Annotated in this window: 26 protein-coding genes and 2 pseudogenes; 23 read left to right on the top strand and 5 right to left on the bottom strand. The window is 36.5% G+C overall.

The window, feature by feature from the left end:
* Positions 1 to 78: 78 nt before the first annotated feature.
* Positions 79 to 915: an AIM24 family protein gene (locus NE671_RS08515; protein ID WP_173740551.1), complete on the bottom strand. Its 837-nt coding sequence runs from the start codon at positions 913 to 915 to the stop codon at positions 79 to 81.
* A 631-nt stretch (positions 916 to 1,546) separates the two neighbouring features.
* On the opposite strand from NE671_RS08515, the gene NE671_RS08510 reads away from it, so the two are divergent.
* The gene (locus NE671_RS08510; protein WP_118752618.1) at positions 1,547 to 1,963 is read left to right on the top strand and encodes a hypothetical protein; all 417 of its coding nucleotides are present in this window, start codon (positions 1,547 to 1,549) and stop codon (positions 1,961 to 1,963) included.
* Between the two features lie 52 nt (positions 1,964 to 2,015).
* Here the strand turns inward: NE671_RS08510 and NE671_RS08505 are convergent.
* A pseudogene (locus NE671_RS08505) lies at positions 2,016 to 2,234 on the bottom strand (helix-turn-helix domain-containing protein); the annotation flags it as partial.
* Positions 2,235 to 2,692: 458 nt separating this feature from the next.
* On the opposite strand from NE671_RS08505, the gene NE671_RS08500 reads away from it, so the two are divergent.
* From NE671_RS08500 to NE671_RS08420, 17 genes and pseudogenes are all read left to right on the top strand, one after another.
* Positions 2,693 to 3,763: a nuclease-related domain-containing protein gene (locus tag NE671_RS08500; RefSeq protein WP_173740550.1), complete on the top strand. Its 1,071-nt coding sequence runs from the start codon at positions 2,693 to 2,695 to the stop codon at positions 3,761 to 3,763.
* Complete coding sequence (locus tag NE671_RS08495) at positions 3,760 to 3,909, top strand: hypothetical protein (protein ID WP_173740549.1); 150 nt, start codon at positions 3,760 to 3,762, stop codon at positions 3,907 to 3,909. The genes NE671_RS08500 and NE671_RS08495 overlap by 4 nt, the downstream gene beginning before the upstream one ends.
* An 11-nt stretch (positions 3,910 to 3,920) precedes the next feature.
* Entirely contained in the window at positions 3,921 to 4,136 is a 216-nt protein-coding gene (locus tag NE671_RS08490) for a hypothetical protein (RefSeq protein WP_173740548.1), read from the top strand.
* A 17-nt stretch (positions 4,137 to 4,153) separates the two neighbouring features.
* Positions 4,154 to 4,348: a hypothetical protein gene (locus NE671_RS08485; protein WP_173740547.1), complete on the top strand. Its 195-nt coding sequence runs from the start codon at positions 4,154 to 4,156 to the stop codon at positions 4,346 to 4,348.
* 5 nt (positions 4,349 to 4,353) lie between these two features.
* Entirely contained in the window at positions 4,354 to 4,575 is a 222-nt protein-coding gene (locus NE671_RS08480) for an HNH endonuclease (protein ID WP_173740546.1), read from the top strand.
* Between the two features lie 21 nt (positions 4,576 to 4,596).
* Complete coding sequence (locus NE671_RS08475) at positions 4,597 to 4,815, top strand: hypothetical protein (RefSeq protein WP_173740545.1); 219 nt, start codon at positions 4,597 to 4,599, stop codon at positions 4,813 to 4,815.
* Between the two features lie 87 nt (positions 4,816 to 4,902).
* Positions 4,903 to 5,079, top strand: a complete 177-nt coding sequence (locus NE671_RS08470) for a hypothetical protein (protein ID WP_173740544.1) — start codon at positions 4,903 to 4,905, stop codon at positions 5,077 to 5,079.
* Positions 5,080 to 5,999: 920 nt separating this feature from the next.
* Positions 6,000 to 6,410, top strand: a complete 411-nt coding sequence (locus NE671_RS08465; RefSeq protein ID WP_015526465.1) for a peptide deformylase — start codon at positions 6,000 to 6,002, stop codon at positions 6,408 to 6,410.
* A gap of 94 nt (positions 6,411 to 6,504) precedes the next feature.
* Entirely contained in the window at positions 6,505 to 7,098 is a 594-nt protein-coding gene (locus NE671_RS08460; protein WP_305145972.1) for a class I SAM-dependent methyltransferase, read from the top strand.
* Positions 7,062 to 9,536, top strand: a complete 2,475-nt coding sequence (locus NE671_RS08455) for a DEAD/DEAH box helicase family protein (RefSeq protein WP_256163876.1) — start codon at positions 7,062 to 7,064, stop codon at positions 9,534 to 9,536. Before NE671_RS08460 ends, NE671_RS08455 begins: the two co-directional genes overlap by 37 nt.
* A gap of 53 nt (positions 9,537 to 9,589) precedes the next feature.
* Entirely contained in the window at positions 9,590 to 9,958 is a 369-nt protein-coding gene (locus tag NE671_RS08450; protein WP_256163875.1) for a VOC family protein, read from the top strand.
* A gap of 10 nt (positions 9,959 to 9,968) precedes the next feature.
* Positions 9,969 to 10,424 carry a YaiI/YqxD family protein gene (locus NE671_RS08445; RefSeq protein WP_256163874.1) on the top strand — a complete coding sequence of 152 codons (456 nt, stop codon included), beginning with the start codon at positions 9,969 to 9,971 and terminating at the stop codon, positions 10,422 to 10,424.
* Position 10,425: 1 nt separating this feature from the next.
* On the top strand, positions 10,426 to 10,767 hold the full coding sequence (locus tag NE671_RS08440) for an arsenate reductase family protein (RefSeq protein WP_256163873.1): 342 nt from the start codon (positions 10,426 to 10,428) through the stop codon (positions 10,765 to 10,767).
* A gap of 257 nt (positions 10,768 to 11,024) precedes the next feature.
* Positions 11,025 to 11,633: pseudogene (locus tag NE671_RS08435) on the top strand (IS607 family transposase).
* Entirely contained in the window at positions 11,596 to 12,759 is a 1,164-nt protein-coding gene (locus tag NE671_RS08430) for an RNA-guided endonuclease InsQ/TnpB family protein (RefSeq protein ID WP_256163872.1), read from the top strand. The pseudogene NE671_RS08435 and the gene NE671_RS08430 overlap by 38 nt, the downstream one beginning before the upstream one ends.
* A 177-nt stretch (positions 12,760 to 12,936) precedes the next feature.
* Positions 12,937 to 14,463: a Y-family DNA polymerase gene (locus NE671_RS08425; RefSeq protein WP_256163871.1), complete on the top strand. Its 1,527-nt coding sequence runs from the start codon at positions 12,937 to 12,939 to the stop codon at positions 14,461 to 14,463.
* Between the two features lie 15 nt (positions 14,464 to 14,478).
* Positions 14,479 to 14,892 (top strand): hypothetical protein, encoded by a 414-nt coding sequence (locus tag NE671_RS08420; RefSeq protein ID WP_256163870.1) that lies wholly within the window; start codon positions 14,479 to 14,481, stop codon positions 14,890 to 14,892.
* A 28-nt stretch (positions 14,893 to 14,920) separates the two neighbouring features.
* Here NE671_RS08420 and NE671_RS08415 read toward each other — a convergent pair whose 3' ends face one another.
* The 3 genes from NE671_RS08415 to NE671_RS08405 all read right to left on the bottom strand — a co-directional run bounded on the left by NE671_RS08415 (position 14,921) and on the right by NE671_RS08405 (position 16,240).
* Entirely contained in the window at positions 14,921 to 15,325 is a 405-nt protein-coding gene (locus NE671_RS08415; RefSeq protein WP_015526459.1) for an HI0074 family nucleotidyltransferase substrate-binding subunit, read from the bottom strand.
* Positions 15,306 to 15,587, bottom strand: a complete 282-nt coding sequence (locus NE671_RS08410) for a nucleotidyltransferase family protein (protein ID WP_256163869.1) — start codon at positions 15,585 to 15,587, stop codon at positions 15,306 to 15,308. Before NE671_RS08410 ends, NE671_RS08415 begins: the two co-directional genes overlap by 20 nt.
* A 137-nt stretch (positions 15,588 to 15,724) precedes the next feature.
* The gene (locus NE671_RS08405; protein ID WP_015526458.1) at positions 15,725 to 16,240 is read right to left on the bottom strand and encodes a helix-turn-helix domain-containing protein; all 516 of its coding nucleotides are present in this window, start codon (positions 16,238 to 16,240) and stop codon (positions 15,725 to 15,727) included.
* Positions 16,241 to 16,661: 421 nt separating this feature from the next.
* On the opposite strand from NE671_RS08405, the gene NE671_RS08400 reads away from it, so the two are divergent.
* The 5 genes from NE671_RS08400 (at position 16,662) to NE671_RS08380 (ending at position 20,084) form a co-directional block, all read left to right on the top strand.
* Entirely contained in the window at positions 16,662 to 17,108 is a 447-nt protein-coding gene (locus NE671_RS08400; protein WP_256163868.1) for a hypothetical protein, read from the top strand.
* Between the two features lie 128 nt (positions 17,109 to 17,236).
* Complete coding sequence (locus tag NE671_RS08395) at positions 17,237 to 17,824, top strand: hypothetical protein (RefSeq protein WP_110103040.1); 588 nt, start codon at positions 17,237 to 17,239, stop codon at positions 17,822 to 17,824.
* 685 nt (positions 17,825 to 18,509) lie between these two features.
* Complete coding sequence (locus NE671_RS08390; RefSeq protein WP_173740904.1) at positions 18,510 to 19,256, top strand: helix-turn-helix domain-containing protein; 747 nt, start codon at positions 18,510 to 18,512, stop codon at positions 19,254 to 19,256.
* A gap of 30 nt (positions 19,257 to 19,286) precedes the next feature.
* Positions 19,287 to 19,526, top strand: a complete 240-nt coding sequence (locus NE671_RS08385; protein ID WP_173740903.1) for a hypothetical protein — start codon at positions 19,287 to 19,289, stop codon at positions 19,524 to 19,526.
* A 132-nt stretch (positions 19,527 to 19,658) separates the two neighbouring features.
* A complete protein-coding gene (locus tag NE671_RS08380; RefSeq protein ID WP_256163867.1) occupies positions 19,659 to 20,084 on the top strand; it encodes a GNAT family N-acetyltransferase in 426 nt (141 codons plus the stop codon).
* The last annotated feature ends 1 nt before the right edge of the window (position 20,085 follow it).

Below are 20,085 nucleotides of genomic sequence, written 5' to 3'. Positions count from 1 at the left end.
CACAATTAATAACGCCGATGCAGGATTTTTATAATCCTATATCGGCGTTTGTTGGTTACAAGAGAATGTATTTTACACTTATTTTCCAAATGTATTGCTGGATTTAGCAGCAGCTTTAGCTGCCATGGTGTTAGTGGACTCAAACAAGGAAGTTGTCGGTGCGACCGGACACATCAGTACCCGTCCTGTTCCACGATAAACATTTACCAGACCCTCTCCGCTAACTGCAGATCCGACAAGTGTTTTTGTAGATCTTTCTACGGTAAAATCAAGATTTGATGACCAGCATACAGCAAGGTTTCCATCAATTTTCAGTTCATCATTTTCCAATATGACTTCAATCAATTCATCTTCGGGAACATTAGACTCCAGTGCAGCTACACCATTTCCATGCAAACTCAGATTAAACAGACCTTCGCTACCTAATACTGCTGATGAAAGGCTCTTTCTGGCTACAACTTTACTTTTTACATTTGCATCACAAGCTAGGAACATGCCATCTTCAATTGTCATTCCGGCTGGTCCCCATTTGCCAATGTCTGCAAGGATAATATATTTGTATGTCGGTTCTAATACCAGACAGCCTTCACCAACATATTCCGGTTTAACTGCGGTTTCTTTTGTAACCGCACCCTTGAGTGCCTTTCCAAGGAAATCTCCGATACCTTTTACACCAGATGTGGCTTGTACATTACCACCCATCCATTGCATGGCACCAGCCTGGATAACAGCTGAATGGTCTTTATCAATATCAATAACAACCTGTCTTCTTCTGACATGCATTTTACTCATGAAATATTCATTCATTGCATTCATAGGTGAAACGCTGGCATCCTGCACATATTCAAGCACGTGGAAGTTTTCGATACTTTTCGCATATTTTCTGTTTTCATTTTGCAAGTTTTCAATTCGCATAGCATAATCTCCCTTTTAATAATAATTTATGATGTTGCTCGGATATGCTTATTATAAAAGAGGCAGCATAGATAGGAAACAATTCGTGCAGAGAAATATAAAGACAGAATTCTCAAAATTCGAGAAATATAAAGATGCAATTCCTCATGGTGGATGTGTATTATGAAAAATAAATTTGTTATAGTGACAATATCAACAAAAAAACAGAATATAAATGGGGTGATCAGATGGAAGCGGCACAGAGAATTCGATTAATCCGGATAATAGAAAAGATGGAGAAAAATCCGGCATTCAGTAATAAGCTTGGCATAAAGAACACATCTGAATATTTAGCAGAAAAAGAACAGAAAAAATGAAAGACACATATCAGAATGAGTTTCAGAAGGAGTAAAAAATGTTATCGTTATTATTTGCAATTTGTATGATTTGGTTTGTTGGAAAATTTTTTGTTTTTGGGTTAAGAGCATCCTGGGGAATTATGAAATTACTTTGCACAGTTATTTTCTTCCCGGTGATATTGATTGGTATGGTTGTAGGTGGACTGATGTACATTGCTTTTCCATTGTTGATTGTCGGTGGCATTATAGCATTGGTGACGTCACATTCATAATCGATCAGGAGGAGAAAACGAATGGGATATGATATTGAAAAAGAAAAAAGAGAAGCAATTGAAGCTGGACGTAGAGCTTTGAACAGTCTTCAGGCAGCAAAAGAAAATTTAAACAGTGCAAAGAACTGGGGACTGGTAGATATGTTTGGCGGTGGTTTTTTCACTACGATGCTAAAACATTCTAGAATTGATCAGGCCAAACGGAATATGGAACAGGCAAAGTATGATCTTCGTAATTTCAGTAGAGAATTAAATGATGTAAATATGGTATGTAACTTGAATATCGATACTGGAGATTTTCTTTCTTTTGCGGATTATTTTTTTGATGGATTTGTTGTGGACTGGGTGGTCCAGGATCGAATCAATAATGCAAAAAGACAGGTAGAAGAAGCTATTCGAAGAACAGAAAGTATCGTCAATCAATTACAGCGTATGTAAAGGAAAAGGCAATGAGTCAGAAATGGTTCATTGCCTTTTGTGGCGTTATGGATTATTTTAATTTTTCTTTTTCGGCATTTAAGAGCTCAAGATTAAGTCCCTGTTCTCCGGTTGTCTTATCTGCCCAAAGATTCAAAGAGTCTATAGCTAAAGAAATCTCATCAAGTTTTTTACTGATATAAGCAAAATCTTTCATTTCATCATCACTGATCTTACTGTCACGGGCAATCTGGATCAGACGACCGGTAAGAGGATTGATTTCATTTAGGGTTTATATAAAAATTAGAGAGAATAGTTGACGTGAAGAGAAATCTTTGATATATTCAAATAAGGCAATTCTCTGCCGATAGTATTATATGATTTAATTGAAATAGTATTAAGACTAAATCAGGTTATCTTAATAAAATAAGTATAAGATGACATCTTGATTTGTTCAAATCTGGTACTGATCAGAGTTTAAAATTTTGTTTTGGCCTCTGATCAGTACCAGAAGAGTTGGTTGAACAATTAAGGTGTTATTTTGGTATAAAATACTGAGATTGTAGAACTCACTCTTTTCTGGCTAAAGAAAGGAGTGAGTTTTTTGTTGTAAAAATATTTTGAATGTAAATGTAATTCACTGAAATAGAGGAAATAAAGAGATTCATTTCAAATTATCAGAGGTGTATTAAGAACTGCATACGTAATAGAATATGCTTATAAAAAATGAAAGATAAGGAGAGGGAAGATATGAAGGCACAGAGAATGGAAGAATTGGTAGCAGGAATGACATCTTTCAGAAAAGAGAATTATCACAAGGATGAGCTATTAAGCGAGATGTTTGCTCTTCAGAAAGAAATTGTTGAAGCAACTTTCAATGAAGATCATGCATCTACAGCAAATCTCAGAATCTGGGATGTTGAAAAGTACTTGGAACAGATGAATGAAGATTGCGGACATGTTGCAGATGAGGAACTTCAGAAATTTAAGGAAGAGAGTAAAGCTTTTTGTAATTTGATTAAGGCTGAAATTTCTGGAAATAGAGGAGAGTATAAGGCTTTTAAAACGCTCGAATATCTACATTCTCATAATAGAGTGCTCAAAAATGTTGAACTTCAGGATGAGATAAATAGATCTGAATTGGATGCAGTTGTAATTACACCGAAGTGTGTGACAATAATTGAAGTTAAAAATACATCAAGGAATATTTTTATTGATGAGGAAGGTAATTACTTTCGTACCGGAGAGTTTCTGAAGTGGGATTGCAATATTGCCGAAAAGATGTCTCTAAAGGAAAAGCTATTACGAAAAGTTCTTTCTGAAGCAGAAATGGGACATTTACAAATTAAAAGTATTTTGGTGTTTACCAATAATCATATTGAGGTTCAGAACAAATATACACAGATTCGTACGTGTTTTATAAATCAGCTGGTTCATATTATTGACAGCTTTATGTTAGAAGATGTGCTTACGGAAAGGGATATGGATATTGTTAGAAGTGTTATTGACGAGGCAACAAGCAAAGAAGCATATCCTGTAGAGTTTGACTTTCAGCAATATAAAATGGATTTTGCTTTTATTTTAGCAACTTTTGAATTAGCTAAACTAGAACAAGATGAAATTCAGGAGAAGGTAACAATTACACCAAATATAGAAGAAGTACATTCTTCGGAAAAATTTGTTTTTAAGAAATGGATTAAAAATGCCTTTTCTTCAAAGCTGATTCAACATGCGGGTAGTGCAGCTGCTGTAGTTGCTGTAACAATTGCATCGAGTCTAATTGTATCAAATACTATTAATAAAGGGCGAGTTCAATTATGAGTGTGATTATGAAAGGCATGCTATTAATACTAATGGTTTTATATATTGTATCGCCGATCGATGCGTGTCCAGGGCCAATTGACGATATTATTGTATTATTAATAGGAATTGCAGTAACAAAAGGTAGTGCATCAGGAGAAGAATAGGAGATGATTTGATGATAAGGGTAGAAGTATTAAAAAAAGGAGATAAAGTTCTTAGTGTAACGTCAGAATTTATTGCTGTTCAAAGAAAGAATGGAGAGGTAGAGGTACTTCCGATGGTTAAAGATGAGATGGGGCTACGAGTAGACACTGAGCATATTATAACTATTGGTTATGGTAATAACACAGTGAAAGCTACTACAGACGAAATTGTAGTTACAACATTTTAAGGAGGAGATAAAAGATCATGGCAGGAAAAAAGAACAAATCAGTGGTGGCAGTTATATCTGGATTGACTGATAGCCAGGCTGCACGAATTTCAGCAGATATAATGAAATCAAAACAGAGAAATGCACCTTTAGGAAGAGGAACTATAACATCTGGTCTAACATCAAGCGTTGCATCTCTTCTACAGAAGGGGACTAAAAGAATAGGAGGGTGATCAGAATGGGAAGAAACAGATCATCAGCACATACAAAAGCTCAAAGAAATGGACGAGAACGTGATTATAACAGATGTCAGGTGTGTGGATCCAAGAAGCATGTAGAGGGACATCATATTATTGATCATCAATTTGGTGGTGCAGCAAATATTGATAATATAGTTGCTTTGTGTCGCAAACATCACAACGATGTACATAGTGGTAAAATTGATATTTTTAAGTTTTAATAAAACAGGAGGAACAATCAGATGACAATTTATAGAACGCAGGAATGGAGCGGTTACGGAAAACAAAACTATTACTGGTATGAGTACAGGCTTGAGGGGGGCGAGGTTGTAAAGTATAAGTGTCATAGACGTAAATTTTTTGATGGACACGAAAATAATTGGGATGAAGACGAGAATATAGAAGATTCCTGGTCCGTTGATGATCCTGATATGCCAGAATGGTTGAAACAGTACGTCTAATTAGAAATGAATACGAACTAAATAAAAAACAAATTGTTTTACATGAAACTAAGCATATATCAAATTAAAAAAAGGAGAAAGAACAGTATGAACAAACAGGAAATCAACGAATTTATTGAAAAAATGGAAGAAGTAGGTGATGTTTGGACGGAAGAGCAGGTAAATGATGTTTATGGTGACAGCAGCTTTGAGGATGCATTAGCTGATAGACAATTCAGTCTTGACCATATGTCCGACATCATAAGTAAAGTTATCGACAAATAATAAAAGAAAAAATCAATAGTATTTGTAAGGGCGTCAGTGGAGTATTCCACTGGCGTTTTTGTTTTTTCTAATCTTTTTTCATTTCTCCCTAAACTTTCCCAAACTTTTTTGTATTTAGAAGCTGAGAAGGCTACAGATCAGAAATTCGGATCAAAAAGCCGACTCAATACTTTGAAAATTGAATGAGCTTGCCAGTCCGCCGGAGTCCTGCCAGATAGGATTCCGGATAAGTCCAAGGACAATCGGTCCGAGGATGAACAGAAACAGAGGTTTGCATTGAAACATTGCTGTGGCGATGGCTTTCTGAGCAAAGCGGCGAATTAATAATGATACTCCCGAATGATGTCGGCCAGGAGGAGTGAGGATCCTGGAGACCATACATGATATGGCTGAGGCTGCCTGCGATGGCGCTAACGGACTGGGTGTTCCCTGAGATGGGATACACGTGTGAACAAGACAAACGAGCACTGTATGAAAAAAGATTGCCCCGGTATATTCCGGGGTAACTGACAATAGAAGTCGTATGGCAGAGGGGAACTTCTGCCATACCCTTGTGTTGCCAGTAAAAATATGTGGCAAGGTCAGTATGGATAATATCAGCAGAAATAAGGTATCTGCTGTCGGAACAGAAAAAGTTTCAAAATAAATCAAAAAATATTGATGAAGTCTACCAATCAGTGTTTTTTCGTTGTATAATGTTTTTGTCGTACAGGGTCACTTTCCTTTGTAATGTTTTGGGTCAAATTCATTATACATCAGAAAGTCCTGTACGATATTTTTTTATGAAAAAGTTGTAAAGTGGTGTTAGATAATAAAATATTGGAACAATGAAAGAGGAACAGGAAATATTTGAGCGAATTGTTATGACGAGAAAGATTTCTGGTCAAGATAGATAAGAATTAGAGTACAGGAGAAAGTAAATGGTAAAACAAATAGTAAGAGATGTTTTCTTCTTAGGCCAGCCATCTGAACCGGCCACGAAAGCTGACATCCAGGTTGGAAAGGATCTACAGGATACGCTGCAGGCGAACAGAGAACGTTGTGTTGGTATGGCGGCGAACATGATTGGTGTAAAGAAGAATATCATCATTGTGAATATGGGATTCATAAATGTTGTGATGTTCAATCCGGTGATTGTTTCAAAACGTGACATGTATGAGACAGAAGAAGGCTGTCTGTCGCTGGATGGTGTTCGTAAGACGACCAGATACCAGGAAATAGAAGTAGAGTATTATGACTTCAAATGGAAAAAACAGCGCCAGAAATTGTCAGGATGGACAGCACAGATCTGCCAGCATGAAATTGATCATTTGTCCGGAAAGATCATTTAACAAGAAATGTGATTTTATAGATTGGATGACACTTATATTGGTTTGCTTGATGCCACAAAGGATTAGAAAGTCGTCTTAAATGGGAAAGGAAATTATGAACACTACAATTAATTATTACAACTTAAATGCAAAAAATTTCATAGAAAACACTCAGAATGCAGATATGCATCTGGCACAAGAGAAGTTTCTTCAACTATTGCCTGGGAGTGCGTCAATTCTTGATTTTGGTTGTGGTTCCGGTCGTGATACAAAATATTTCCTTAAGAAGGGATACCAGGTGGCGGCAACCGACGGATCTGCAGAACTCTGTCGATTGGCAGGCAGCTTTACAGGGATTAAAGTAAAGGAAATGCTATTTCAGGAATTGGATGAAATTGGGGTGTATGATGGCATCTGGGCATGTTCCTCTATTTTGCATTTGCCAAAGCAGGAACTTCTTTCTGTGATCCCAAAAATGTGTATTGCACTTAAAGATAATGGGGTGATTTATACGTCCTTCAAATATAGTAATTTTGAAGGAGAACGTAATGGTCGTTATTTTACCGATTTTATGGAAGATACATTTCGGGAATTTATCAAGGTGATACCGGAACTTACGGTAGAAGATCAGTGGATTACGTTGGATGTGCGTCCGGGCAGAGGAGAAGAAAAATGGCTCAATTTAATTTTGCGGAAAAATCAGAAATAGAGGAACTCCATATAGAACCAACAGATGTTATGACCGGAGACAAAAACAAAAGCAGATATTTGCTGTATCAGTTAAAGCTTAGCATGGCACGGGCAAAACAGATTGATATTATTGTCTCATTCCTCATGGAATCAGGTGTAAGAATGCTGCTCTCAGATTTAAAAGCAGCTTTGCAGCGTGGTGTTCGGATTCGCATTCTTACTGGCAATTACTTAGGAATTACGCAGCCTTCAGCACTATATCTCCTTAAAAAGGAATTGGGCGATAAGGTAGAATTGCGTTTTTATAGTGATAAAGGGCGTTCTTTCCATCCCAAGTCATACATATTTCATTATGACAACATGAGTGAGATTTATATTGGTTCATCCAATATTTCCAGAAGTGCATTAACATCTGGAATTGAATGGAATTATCGTTTTAATAATAATCAGGATAGTCAGAATTTTAATTTGTTTTATGAAACATTTGAAGATTTGTTTAAAAATCATTCGTATGTGATCAATGATGCAGAATTAAAAGAGTATTCGAAGAACTGGCATAAACCTGCAGTTGCAAAAGATCTTGCACGATATGACCAGGTTGGTCCGGATACAAAAGTTGAAATGTTGTTCCAGCCAAGAGGGGCACAGATCGAAGCACTTTGTGCACTGGAGAATAGCAGAGCAGAGGGCGCTGTGCGTGGTTTGGTTCACGCTGCAACAGGTGTGGGAAAAACATATTTGGCTGCATTTGATTCTGCAAAGTATGAGAGAGTCTTGTTTGTTGCGCATAGAGAAGAAATCCTGAAGCAGGCAGCAGTATCTTTTAAGCATGTACGTCATTCAGATGATTATGGTTTTTTTGACGGAAAGCAAAAGGATACTGGAAAATCTGTAATTTTTGCTTCTGTAGCAACGCTTGGCAGAAGTGAGTATTTGACAGAGGAGTATTTTGCTCCAGATTACTTTACTTATTTGGTGATTGATGAGTTTCATCATGCAGTTACGGATCAGTACCAGCGAATTGTGAATTATTTCAAACCACAGTTTATGCTGGGACTTACTGCCACTCCGGAAAGAATGGACGGGAAGTCTATTTATGAGATCTGTGACTATAATGTTCCATATGAGATTACATTGAAAGAAGCAATTAATAAAGGGGCATTAGTTCCATTCCATTATTATGGTATATATGATGAAACGGATTATTCGACACTTAAATTGGTAAAAGGAAGATACAATGAGAATGACTTGAATGATAAATATATCGGTAATGTAAAACGATATGATTTGATTTATAAATATTATAAAAAATATCATTCCAAACGTGCTTTAGGTTTTTGTAGTTCAAGAATGCATGCTGAAGAAATGGCAAAGGAATTCTGCAGGCGAGGTGTAAAATCCATTGCTGTGTACAGCAATGCAGATGGGGAATTTTCCGAAGAAAGAAATGTAGCAATCGAGCAATTAAAGAATCAGGAGATAAAGGTTATTTTCTCTGTAGATATGTTCAACGAAGGTGTGGATATTGCTTCTCTTGATATGGTTATGTTTTTGAGACCGACGGAATCACCTACTGTGTTTTTACAGCAGTTGGGTCGTGGCTTGCGTATCAGCAAGGGTAAAGAGTATGTCAATGTACTTGATTTTATTGGAAATTACGAAAAAGCCGGGCGTGCACCGTTTTTGTTAAACGGAGGTGCCTGCGTTGGAGAGAGAACCGCATATGACTATTCTGAAATTGAATACCCCGATGATTGTATCGTGGATTTTGATATGCGCTTGATTGATCTTTTTCGGGAAATGGACAAAAAGTCATTGTCTATTCAGGAAAGAATTAAACAGGAATATTATCGCGTGAAAGAATTGCTTGATGGAAAAGTTCCGACACGTATGGAACTTTTTACGAATATGGATGATAATATTTACGAATACTGTATGAAACACTCGAAGGAAAATCCGTTCAAACGATATATGGATTTCCTATATGAAATTCATGAGCTATCGGATGAAGAACTTCAGGTTTATAATGGAATAGGAAAAGAATTTCTGCAGTTGATTGAAACAACAGATATGCAGAAAGTATATAAGATGCCTATTTTATACGGCTTTTATAACGATGGTAATGTAAGGATGGCTGTAACGGAAGATGAAGTGATAGAAAGTTGGAAAAGATTTTTTAATCGAGGCACGAACTGGAAAGATTTTCCACAAGTAACTTCTTATGAAGAGTATCGAAGGATAACAGACAAACAGCATTTAAGCAAAGCCAAAAGTATGCCAATTAAGTTTTTAAAAGCTTCAGGTAAAGGCTTTTTTATAGATAAGGATGGCTATGCACTGGGAATTCGAGATGAATTGGCAGATGTAATTAAAGTTGATGCTTTTAAGAAGCAGATGAAAGATATTATCGAGTATCGTACGATGGAATATTATCGGAGACGGTATGTAGAGAAGTAATCAAAAGTATTATTTACAGAAGAAGTAACAGGGCGGATTGCGAGGTGTCTGACATGTTAAAAAACGTACTGATCGTGGTGGATGATATAGAAAAATCCATAGAGTTTTATAAGGACTTATTTGGACTGCAAGTGATTCTTAAGAATGAAGGTAATGTGATCTTATCGGAGGGACTTGTTTTGCAGGATGCCGACATATGGAGGAGAACATTGAATGAAACTTCTACACCATTCAATAACATGATGGAATTGTATTTTGAGGATTTTGATATAGATGGATTGCTTGCAAAATATGAATCTGGTAAGTATTTCGTCCGATATGCCACTGAACTAACAGAACTTGCAGGTGGGCAGAAGCTTGTAAGGCTGTATGATCCGAGTGGTAATCTCATCGAGGTTCGTACGCCATTTATGTGTAATTAAAGGAGAAGATATGCAGATTTTTGTTGATGCAGATGCCTGTCCGGTAGTCGGTATTGTTGAAAAAGTTGCAAAAGAGCACAGTATTCCGGTAACGTTGTTGTGTGATACCAATCATGTGTTATCTTCTGATTACAGTGAAGTGATCGTAGTTGGAGCCGGAGCAGATGCCGTGGATTATAAACTGATCAGCATTTGCCATAAAGGCGATATTGTTGTATCACAGGACTACGGTGTGGCTGCAATGGCACTTGGAAAGGGCGCATATGCGATTCATCAATCCGGGAAATGGTATACCAATGAGAATATTGACCAGATGCTTATGGAACGGCATCTGAATAAGAAAGCACGAAGGGCATCCGGAAAGAATCATTTAAAAGGACCACGAAAACGAACATCGGAGGATGATGAGCATTTTAGAGAATCCTTTGAGAAAATGATACATATGGCAATGGATAAGGAGAATTGATTTGAACATACAGATTTTTGGAACAAAGAAGTGCAATGATACAAAGAAAGCAGAACGTTTCTTTAAGGAACGTGGGATCAAGTTTCAGTTTATTGATATGAAAGAAAAGGGCATGAGCAAGGGCGAATTCAATTCGGTTGCCCAGGCAAATGGTGGACTGGAAAATATGATCAACTGGGAGGGCAAGGATAAGGATCTGCTTGCGCTCATTAAGCACATTGCAGAGGAAGATAAACTTGAGAAGGTGCTGGAAAATCCGCAGGTGATTAAGACACCGGTTGTCCGTAATGGAAAACAATCCACTCTTGGATATCAGCCGGATATCTGGAAGGCGTGGAAGTAAGATACAGGATGTTTTACCAGGGCGAAAGTAAGCACCATGAAAGCTGTGGCAGAACTGATTAAGATGAGAAAGATTTCCGGTCAGGATAAATAAGAATTAGAAACAGAACACAGGAGAATCGGGAGGTTATTAACAGTTAAATATAAATTATAAAATCATATAAGTACATGTTGAGTTTTATAAGATATTAGAGTGGAATATTATTGGAAGGAGTTGATGCTTTGAGTAAATATTATTCTATACATTAATTTTCAAAAATTATAGGCGTATCCGCCCAGACATTATGAAATTGGGATGCCAATGGAAAACTTCATCCGCATCATACTACAGTAAGCGGCTATAGATATTATTCTGACGAGCAACTCAACCAGGTAATAAATGTAAAGCCTAAAACTCGCATTACAATTGGATATTGTCGCGTTTCCAGCCATAAATAGAAAGATGATCTGGAACGACAGATTGATAATGTTAAGACATATCTTCTGGCAAAAGGATAGCCATTTGAGATAATAAGTGATATCGGTTCCGGAATTGATTATAAGAAAAAAGGACTCCAGGAATTGATCAGGCGAATATCTCAAAATCAGGTTGAAAAGGTTGTTGTTTTATATAAAGATCGGCTATTGTGATTTGGTTTTGAATTGATAGAATATATCGCTTCGCTTTATAATTGTGAGATTGAGATTATTGATAATACTGAAAAATCCGAACAGTAGGAACTTGTTGAAGATCTGGTTCAGATAATCACAGTATTCAGTTGCAAATTACAAGGAAAACGAGCGAATAAAGCCAAGAAACTTATCCGGGAATTGATACAGGAGAAAGTAGATGGTAAAAGCCATAAAAGTAATGTTAATACCAAATAATATACAGAAAACTAAGATGTTTCAGTACGCAGGTGCTTCAAGATTTGCTTATAACTGGGCTTTGGCAAGGGAAATAGAAAACTATGAAAAAGGCGGAAAATTCATTTCAGATGCAGAACTCAGAAAAGAATTTACAAAGCTTAGACATTCTGATGAATACGCATGGTTATTGGGTATTTCAAATAATGTAACCAAACAGGCAATCAAAGATGCCTGCACTGCTTATAAGAACTTTTTCAAAGGTTTGCAGAAATTCCCAAGATTCAAGTCAAAAAAGAGATCAATGCCGAAGTTCTATCAGGATAATATTAAGATACAATTCAGCAATACTCATGTTAAGTTTGAAGGATTTTCTTCGAGCAGGAAAAGAAATAAACAAAAACTAAATTGGGTAAGACTTGCAGAGCATGGTCGTATTCCTACAGATGCTAAATATATGAATCCGCGAATATCCTTTGACGGATTGAACTGGTGGATCAGCGTATGTGTGGAATTTCCTGATTGCATAGAAAAACTTAATGATGATGGAATTGGTATAGATCTAGGAATCAAAGATCTGGCTATTTGCTCTGATGGAGCTAAGTATAAGAACCTCAATAAAAGTCAGAAAGTAAAGAAACTAGAAAAACAGAAACGCAGATTACAGCGTAGTATCTCTCGCTCTTACGAGAAAAATAAGAAAGGAAAAAGTTACTGCAAAACAAATAATGTAATCAAAAAGGAAAAACTTTTATTAAAACGAAATCACAGATTAACAAATATCCGTAAGAACTATTTGAATCAGATTACATCTGAAATTGTAAGTCGAAAACCAAGATTTATTTGTATTGAAGATTTGAATGTTAGTGGAATGATGAAAAATAGACATTTATCAAAAGCAGTTCAGAATCAGGGGTTTTTTGAGTTTAGAAAGCAGCTTGAACACAAGTGCAGGGATAAAGGGATCCAGCTTATTGTGGCTGATCGGTTTTATCCATCATCAAAGCTTTGCAGTTGCTGTGGAAACATTAAAAAAGACTTGAAATTATCTGACAGAATTTATAAATGTGATTGTGGAAATGTCATTGATAGAGATTTTCAGGCATCTATAAATCTCAAGGCTTATGGAGAAAGAGTTGCAAGCTAACACTAAAACGTTAGTGCAAATATGTACGGGTACGTTAATCCGGAATTTACGCCTATGGAGAGTACAAGAACTTGTGAGTAGATAGATATTTATATCATCAAAAGCATACTCGTTGAAGTAGGAATGAAACATAGAAGTTTATAACTTTTTATAAGTTTTCAGTAACGGTGTAGAATGATGGAAAAGAAAAGAACCTATATTGCGATCGATCTTAAGTCATTCTATGCGTCTGTGGAATGTAAAGAACGAAATCGCGATCCTTTGACAACCAATCTTGTGGTTGCGGATAAAAGTAGAACAGAAAAAACGATCTGTCTTGCGGTATCGCCAGCATTAAAGTGTTATGGGATACCAGGAAGGGCTCGTTTATTTGAGGTTGTTCAAAAAGTAAAAGAAGCCAACAGCGCCCGCAGGTGGAAAGTGCCGAACAGAACTTTTATCGGAGCTTCTGATGACAGCACAGAATTAGATACCAATCCGGAACTGGAGATTGATTATATTGTTGCTCCTCCCCGGATGGCTCTCTATCTGGAATACAGCACTAGAATTTACAGTATTTATCTGAAATATATTGCGCCGGAAGATATTTTTCCGTATTCGATCGACGAAGTATTTATGGATGTAACAGATTATCTGTATACTTATAATATGACAGCAAGAGAACTTGCAATGACCATGATACAGGATGTGCTGAAAACGACAGGTATAACGGCAACTGCTGGAATCGGAACGAATATGTATCTGTGTAAGATTGCGATGGATATCGTGGCGAAGCACATTAAAGCAGATAAAGATGGTGTACGAATTGCAGAACTGGATGAAATGTCATACCGAAGGAAACTCTGGGGTCACAGACCACTTACTGATTTTTGGAGAGTAGGAAAAGGATATGCAAAGAAGCTGGAAGAATACGGGCTTTATACAATGGGAGATATTGCCAGATGTTCCATCGGAAAAGAAAATGAGTTATATAATGAAGACCTGTTATATAGGTTGTTTGGTGTTAATGCAGAGCTTCTGATCGACCATGCCTGGGGATATGAGCCCTGTACCATGGAAATGGTCAAGGCTTATAAGCCGGAAACGAACAGTGTTTGTTCCGGGCAGGTACTTCATTGCCCTTATGATTTTGAAAAAGCAAAATTAGTCGTCAAAGAGATGACGGACCAGATGGTTTTGGATTTGGTGGATAAGAAGCTTGTAACGGATCAGATCGTGTTGACGGTTGGTTATGATATTGAGAATCTGAACAATGCCGACAGGAGAAAGCAGTATCATGGAGAGGTTACGATCGACCGTTATGGAAGAAGAATTCCGAAACATGCACATGGAACGACCAATCTGAAACGACAGACTTCCTCAACCAAGATGATAACGGATGCAGTAATAGAGTTATATGACAGAATCGTTGACAGAAACCTGCTTGTCAGAAGAATCAATATCACAGCGAACAGGCTTGTGGATGAAAGTTCTGTCAAGAAAGAAGAAGTATATGAGCAGCTGGATCTTTTTACGGATTATGAGGCGCAAAGGAAAAAGCAGGAAGAGGAAGAGGCTGCGCTGGATCGCGAAAAACGTATGCAGGAAGCAATGCTCAGTATTAAAAAGAAATTTGGAAAAAACGCTGTACTGAAGGGGATGAATCTTCAGGAAGGTGCAACCGCCAGGGACAGAAATGAACAGATTGGCGGTCATAAGGCGTAAAGGAGTTGAAAGCGGATGAAAAATAATTCTTATGACGATATCATTAATTTACCGCATCCGGTCTCTAAGAATCATCCGCAAATGCCACTTCGGGATCGGGCAGCGCAATTTGCTCCTTTTGCAGCCTTGACCGGGCATGATGCTGCGATAAAAGAAACAGCAAGATTAACAGATGAAAGATTGGAACTGAGTGAGGAAGTGATTGCTCAGCTGAACGAAAAAATCAACATAATCAGAAATAATATCGGTATAGAACAGAATGTATCGATAACTTATTTTATTCCCGATGCAAAAAAAGCAGGCGGCTCCTATGTTGTGTGTTCTGGTGTTGTAAAAAAGGTAGACGAATACGAGCATGCTATAATCATGACGGATCAAACGGTCATTCCAGTCGAACAGATAAGTGATATTAAATGTGAAGAGTGGTAAATGTGAAAAATGTTTCACTGGTGTTGATTTACTGTTTATAGTATTTCGCAACATCGTTTTTGAATTTTTCAAAAAGAGGATAATAAATATTTATAATGTCCTGAAATTTCTCTGCGGCGAAAGTACCATCGTAATCATGAGACAAATGATTTCTGGATTTCAGCATTTGCAGCCAGGTGTCATCATCAATAATACCATTGGTAAATGCCTGTTGCAGAGTTTCGCGTGGAGAGCCAACTGCAAAATTAAGAATTCCCATTTTTTTGATCAGGATATCTTTCATAACTTTCCAGGAGATGTCGAAAGTAAGACTGAAATTGAGAACAGTTCCCTCGAGAACAAAATCGGTCTTGGGGTCGGCTGTTTTGCTTTTTGCAAGATTGGAGAGACTTTTACAGAAAGTGTTATAGCGGTTAATAAATTTGTTTTCCATATTTTTTTATATCCTCCAATAAATACTCATTTTTTATATTGTCAAAGTCAAAAATATCAATTTTCCTTAGCGTTTCAATCTGCTGAAGATCATCTTCTAACTGCATTAGATTATTACAGCCGTATACTACAAAATCAATATCACTGGTGGGGGTCGCAGTGCCTGTGGCGAAGGAACCGAATAAATCAAGGCGCTTTACATTATTTTTTTTGCAAATCATGGTTACTTTTTCGATGATTTCGGAAATTGGCATTACGTTCATGATCCACTCATGTCCTCCTTTACTTGGAAAATTCTGATAAAAATATGATAGCAGTTTCTATAGATTAATTCAACTTTAAAGACACTGACTGCGGTTGGGGTTATTCTATAGTCGTAATCCTTTCGTGGTGTTATGGATTATTTTAATTTTTCTTTTTCGGCATTTAAGAGTTCAAGATTGAGCCCTTGTTCTCCAGCTGTTTTATCTACCCAAAGATTCAAAGAGTCTATGGCTAAAGAAATTTCATCAAGTTTTTTACTGATATAAGCAAAATCTTTCATTTCATCATCACTGATCTTACCGTCACGGGCAATCTGGATCAGACGACCGGTAAGAGGATTGATTTCATTTAAACTGGCAATTGTCTCCAAAATGATATTTGACAGATCGGTCATTTCTATTTCTGGAACATAACGATAGCCGATTTCGCATTTGTGAGAGCAATAATAATTGCAAAGATCTGGTCTTTTATAGGCATCTGCCATCTGGAGGATATCATAAGGCGTAGGTTCTTGTGTTTCATATTCAAATTTTTCAATTTTTGAATCAGAGACAGCATCCATTTTTTCACTGGCTTCTGCTCTTGTAAGTCCTGCCGCTTCTCGGCAAAGCTGGTAAATTGTTTTGTTTTCCCTGGTGGATTGTTTACCCATGAGAATTTCCTCCTCGTATATCGCTAAACTTGCGGATTATTTATGTTCCAGGCCGCATGTTGAGCATGTATTTCTTATATGAATTTTATTATACATAAATTATGAACTAACAACAAGTAATAGACTTTGTAAAATTACCTATTTTATAAAGCATTTCACGGGAATTTTTTACAATTAAATAATCCATTCCAAGGAAAAGCCAGCCCAGCTATTCATTGGAAAGACCATAGAAAAGACAGGTTCAGATACACTGATTAACCTCAGTATGTCCGGAACTGTTTTTTTGTTGCTATCGTTACTTTCGGGTGTCTTTGCCACGCTTGCTTCCTGGAGATTTCAATGACAACCCCTCTCCCATAAGGTATAATAAAGCAGAGTATTTTGTTTTGCTCACCACGAAACGAGAGGGAGATCTACATTAATGGATGCGAATGTGATCAATGAATTGAAAAGCGGCTTAAATGCCGCTTATATAAATGGTTCTGTGGCAGCAAATCTGGCGTATAAGCCAGTATTTGTGTCGAATAATCCGGAAGATGGGAAGAAAGTTATTTCATCTGTGGAGGATGAATTGCTGCGCTGTGATCAGTTTCAGATCAGTGTTGCATTTATCACGATGGGTGGTGTGACACCGCTCCTGCAGACGTTAAAAGGGCTTGAGGAAAAGGGCATTAAAGGACAGATTCTTACGACCAATTATCTGAATTTCAGCGAACCGAGAGCACTTGAGAAACTCAATGGATTGAAAAACATTACGTTGAAAATGTATGACGTGCATCAGAACTTAGAAGTAGGAGATATGGTGCAGGAGAGGGTGATACGGAGAGATACGAATATGAGTGCCCTTGCGGGAAAGGAAAAATCATAGAAGAACATGATAATATTCCTGGATTTCGTGATCATGATGTTTGGATAAGTTGTGATGAATGTTCCAAAATATACATTGGATACTTCAAAAGGAGTTCGCGGTTGGGAATTAGTGGAGAAAGAATAAATATGGGAAGATTAAAAAGCTGGATCCTAACGACATTTTATAAAAATGAGCTGCTTGCGATACAAAAAGAATATGAACGTAAGGTAAAGGAAATTAACTATGAAGCTCAAAAGAAAACGAAGCTGATTGATACAGTTCATAGAGTGTTTCGTGAACCTAATCATGTGATTATTGGAGTAGAAACTAATAAAATGGGGGATGAGGTTCTTGTTGTTCAGTGGATACATAGCAATGATATATGGATTATGCTATACAACGACAAATATAAAGCCTGTAGCAATCATCCTAGAATTATGGCTACTTATGAGAAGCCTTACGGAGAAGCTGAGTATATTCATATAGATGATATTATGGTAGAAGATAAAGAGATAGGTAATGGATCAATCCTTATGGAATATTTCCTTAAATACTGTAAAACGACGCCAGCAAAATATATATCGGGTAGTTTATCGTCTGTAGATTCAGATCATTTTGATAGATCAGAACATTATTATCAAAAGCATGGATTTAAAGTTGAATTTTATGAAGGGCGAAAATCCGGTAGTATTAGGTATGACATGAATGACAAGAAAACAAGGAATAAATTATAATATTGATACAAGAACGTATGTTCGATATAATAACTCTAGGATCGCCAAATTATCACAACTAAAAACATATCTCTACCTTTCGGGAATACCCCTCATTTCAGGTATATCCTGTCAAGAAAGATGAAGATATTGTTTTATGACTTTGGTTTCCTGAGGCCACACAGTTCAGAAAGTGTATCTTTTTTAGAATTCCTTTTTGTAGATACTTTCTGATTTTTTTCACCTTAGAGGGTGGCTAAGGCTGTCATTTCCTGTTCCGTAGTTATATCAAGATATACCATCGTTGTTTCTACGGAGGAATGACCGAGAAGAAATGAAATCTGAATACTACGATGACATTTTGAACGGGAACATGAGCTTCTCATCCTCATGTGCTCAATCAGGGTATCCGTATTGTTTTGTAAATAAGTTACATCTATAATGCTTTTTTCAGAAATTGTAGGAAACATTATAAATGAATATGATGGTAGGCAACATATAAATGCAAACAATATCTCCACCTTTTTTATCTGGAAGTGTGTTAAACACAGGATAATTCAAAAAAAGTGTTGATATGTTTTGGGTTGTGATAATTTGATAAATTTTAGAAAAGGTTACAGATTGACACCTGCTGTCAACCAAAGTTACAATTCATAGTGTTGAGAGCGCTTATCAATGAACTTATGATAAGAAAGGATACAATTTTATGAATGGATTAAAATTTATAAGAACAAGATGCAATATATCTTTAAATGAGTTGGCAGATATTTTGGATGTAAGTCGACAGCAGGTAAGTGCCTGGGAAAACGGTGTAAAGCCTATTTCTCAGAAAAGATTAAACCAGTTATCGAAGTATTTTGGTGTTGACGAAAAATATTTTCTGGATATATCAGAAGATGATAAAGAGTTTATTGTTTCCAAAGCTCTATATCGCCGTCAGGACAATGAAAAAGAGATATATTGTTTTGTAAAACAGGGAGAGATGGAAGATGATTTCAAGTATAGACCGTTTTCGTATCCTAATTTTGAGGAATCATTAGATGAACAAATGATTCGTGCGAAGAAAAAGAACAAAGATACAATAGAAGGAATACAGGAAGCAATGAGGTATTTTGGCAAGCCAGATAAGATTATTGAGGAGATTTCTGCAATTAATCGCGGCTGTAAGGTTTATGATGCACTTACAAAGTATTTGAGACAAATGCCAAATGAGGCTCCGGGAACAATTATTTTGTATTATAATATGGTCAGAAATGTTCTTTTTTCGCTTCTGATTGCCAATGGACTGATGAGTAAGGAAGAACTTGAAAAAGAATTTGAGCATAATATTGGAAGTAAATTGTATGATGATATGGAATGGATCTATGAACAAGCTGATATTTTCAAAAAGAGATATGATTATAAAGTGAAACTGGTTGAAGAACAAAGGATTAAATTCCAAAAAGAGGAATAGAAAATAAAAAGTGAAAAAACAGGTACCTCAATGAGTAGAATTGAAAATACAAGATTAATATCCGCAGTTTATTGTGACTGTAAAAAGTGTTTTCATTCTGTAAATAAAAATGGAATGCTATATTGTAAATATTATGATCTTTTTTCACCTAAAAAGAAAAAATGCGCCAGATATTCGTTCCTTGATAAAGGGAAAAAGAAAAGAATATCGCCGAAAGAGAAACCCAAAAGAGTAAAAAAGGAACCTACGTTTCCATGGGAAACCCCGTAAAATGTATCTGATAATTTGCAGAAAGAGTAAAAAATGGAAGATAAATCAGTGGTAGCTCAAAGATCGATTAGATATTTGGATGATAAAGTTTCTTTGTTAAAGAGAAATCAAAGCTGATGGAGGATAATCGTTATGATCAGAAAGATGCAGAACATAGATATTAATAGAGTTGCTGACATATGGTTGAAAACCAATTTAAAAGCGCATGATTTTATTCCTGAGCAATATTGGACAAGTAATTATGAATTAGTGAAAGAAATGATGTCACAAGCGGAAGTCTATGTGTATGAAGATGATAAAATGATTCAGGGGTTTGTCGGATTAAGTAACGAATACATGGAAGGTATTTTTGTTTCTGATGAAATGCAGTCATGTGGTATAGGTAAACTTTTATTAGAGTATATCAAGAATAAAAAAGTTAGATTGCGATTAAACGTATACCAGAAGAATGCCAGAGCCATCTCTTTTTACCAAAGAGAAGGGTTCGATATTCAATGCGAAGGATTCGATGATGCTACTGGTGAAAAAGAATACACAATGTTGTGGCAACAGAAATAGA

It is taken from the genome of Blautia sp. DFI.9.10 (assembly GCF_024461705.1).
Taxonomy (GTDB): domain Bacteria; phylum Bacillota; class Clostridia; order Lachnospirales; family Lachnospiraceae; genus Blautia_A; species Blautia_A fusiformis.
This window is presented reverse-complemented; position numbering and strand designations above follow the sequence as displayed.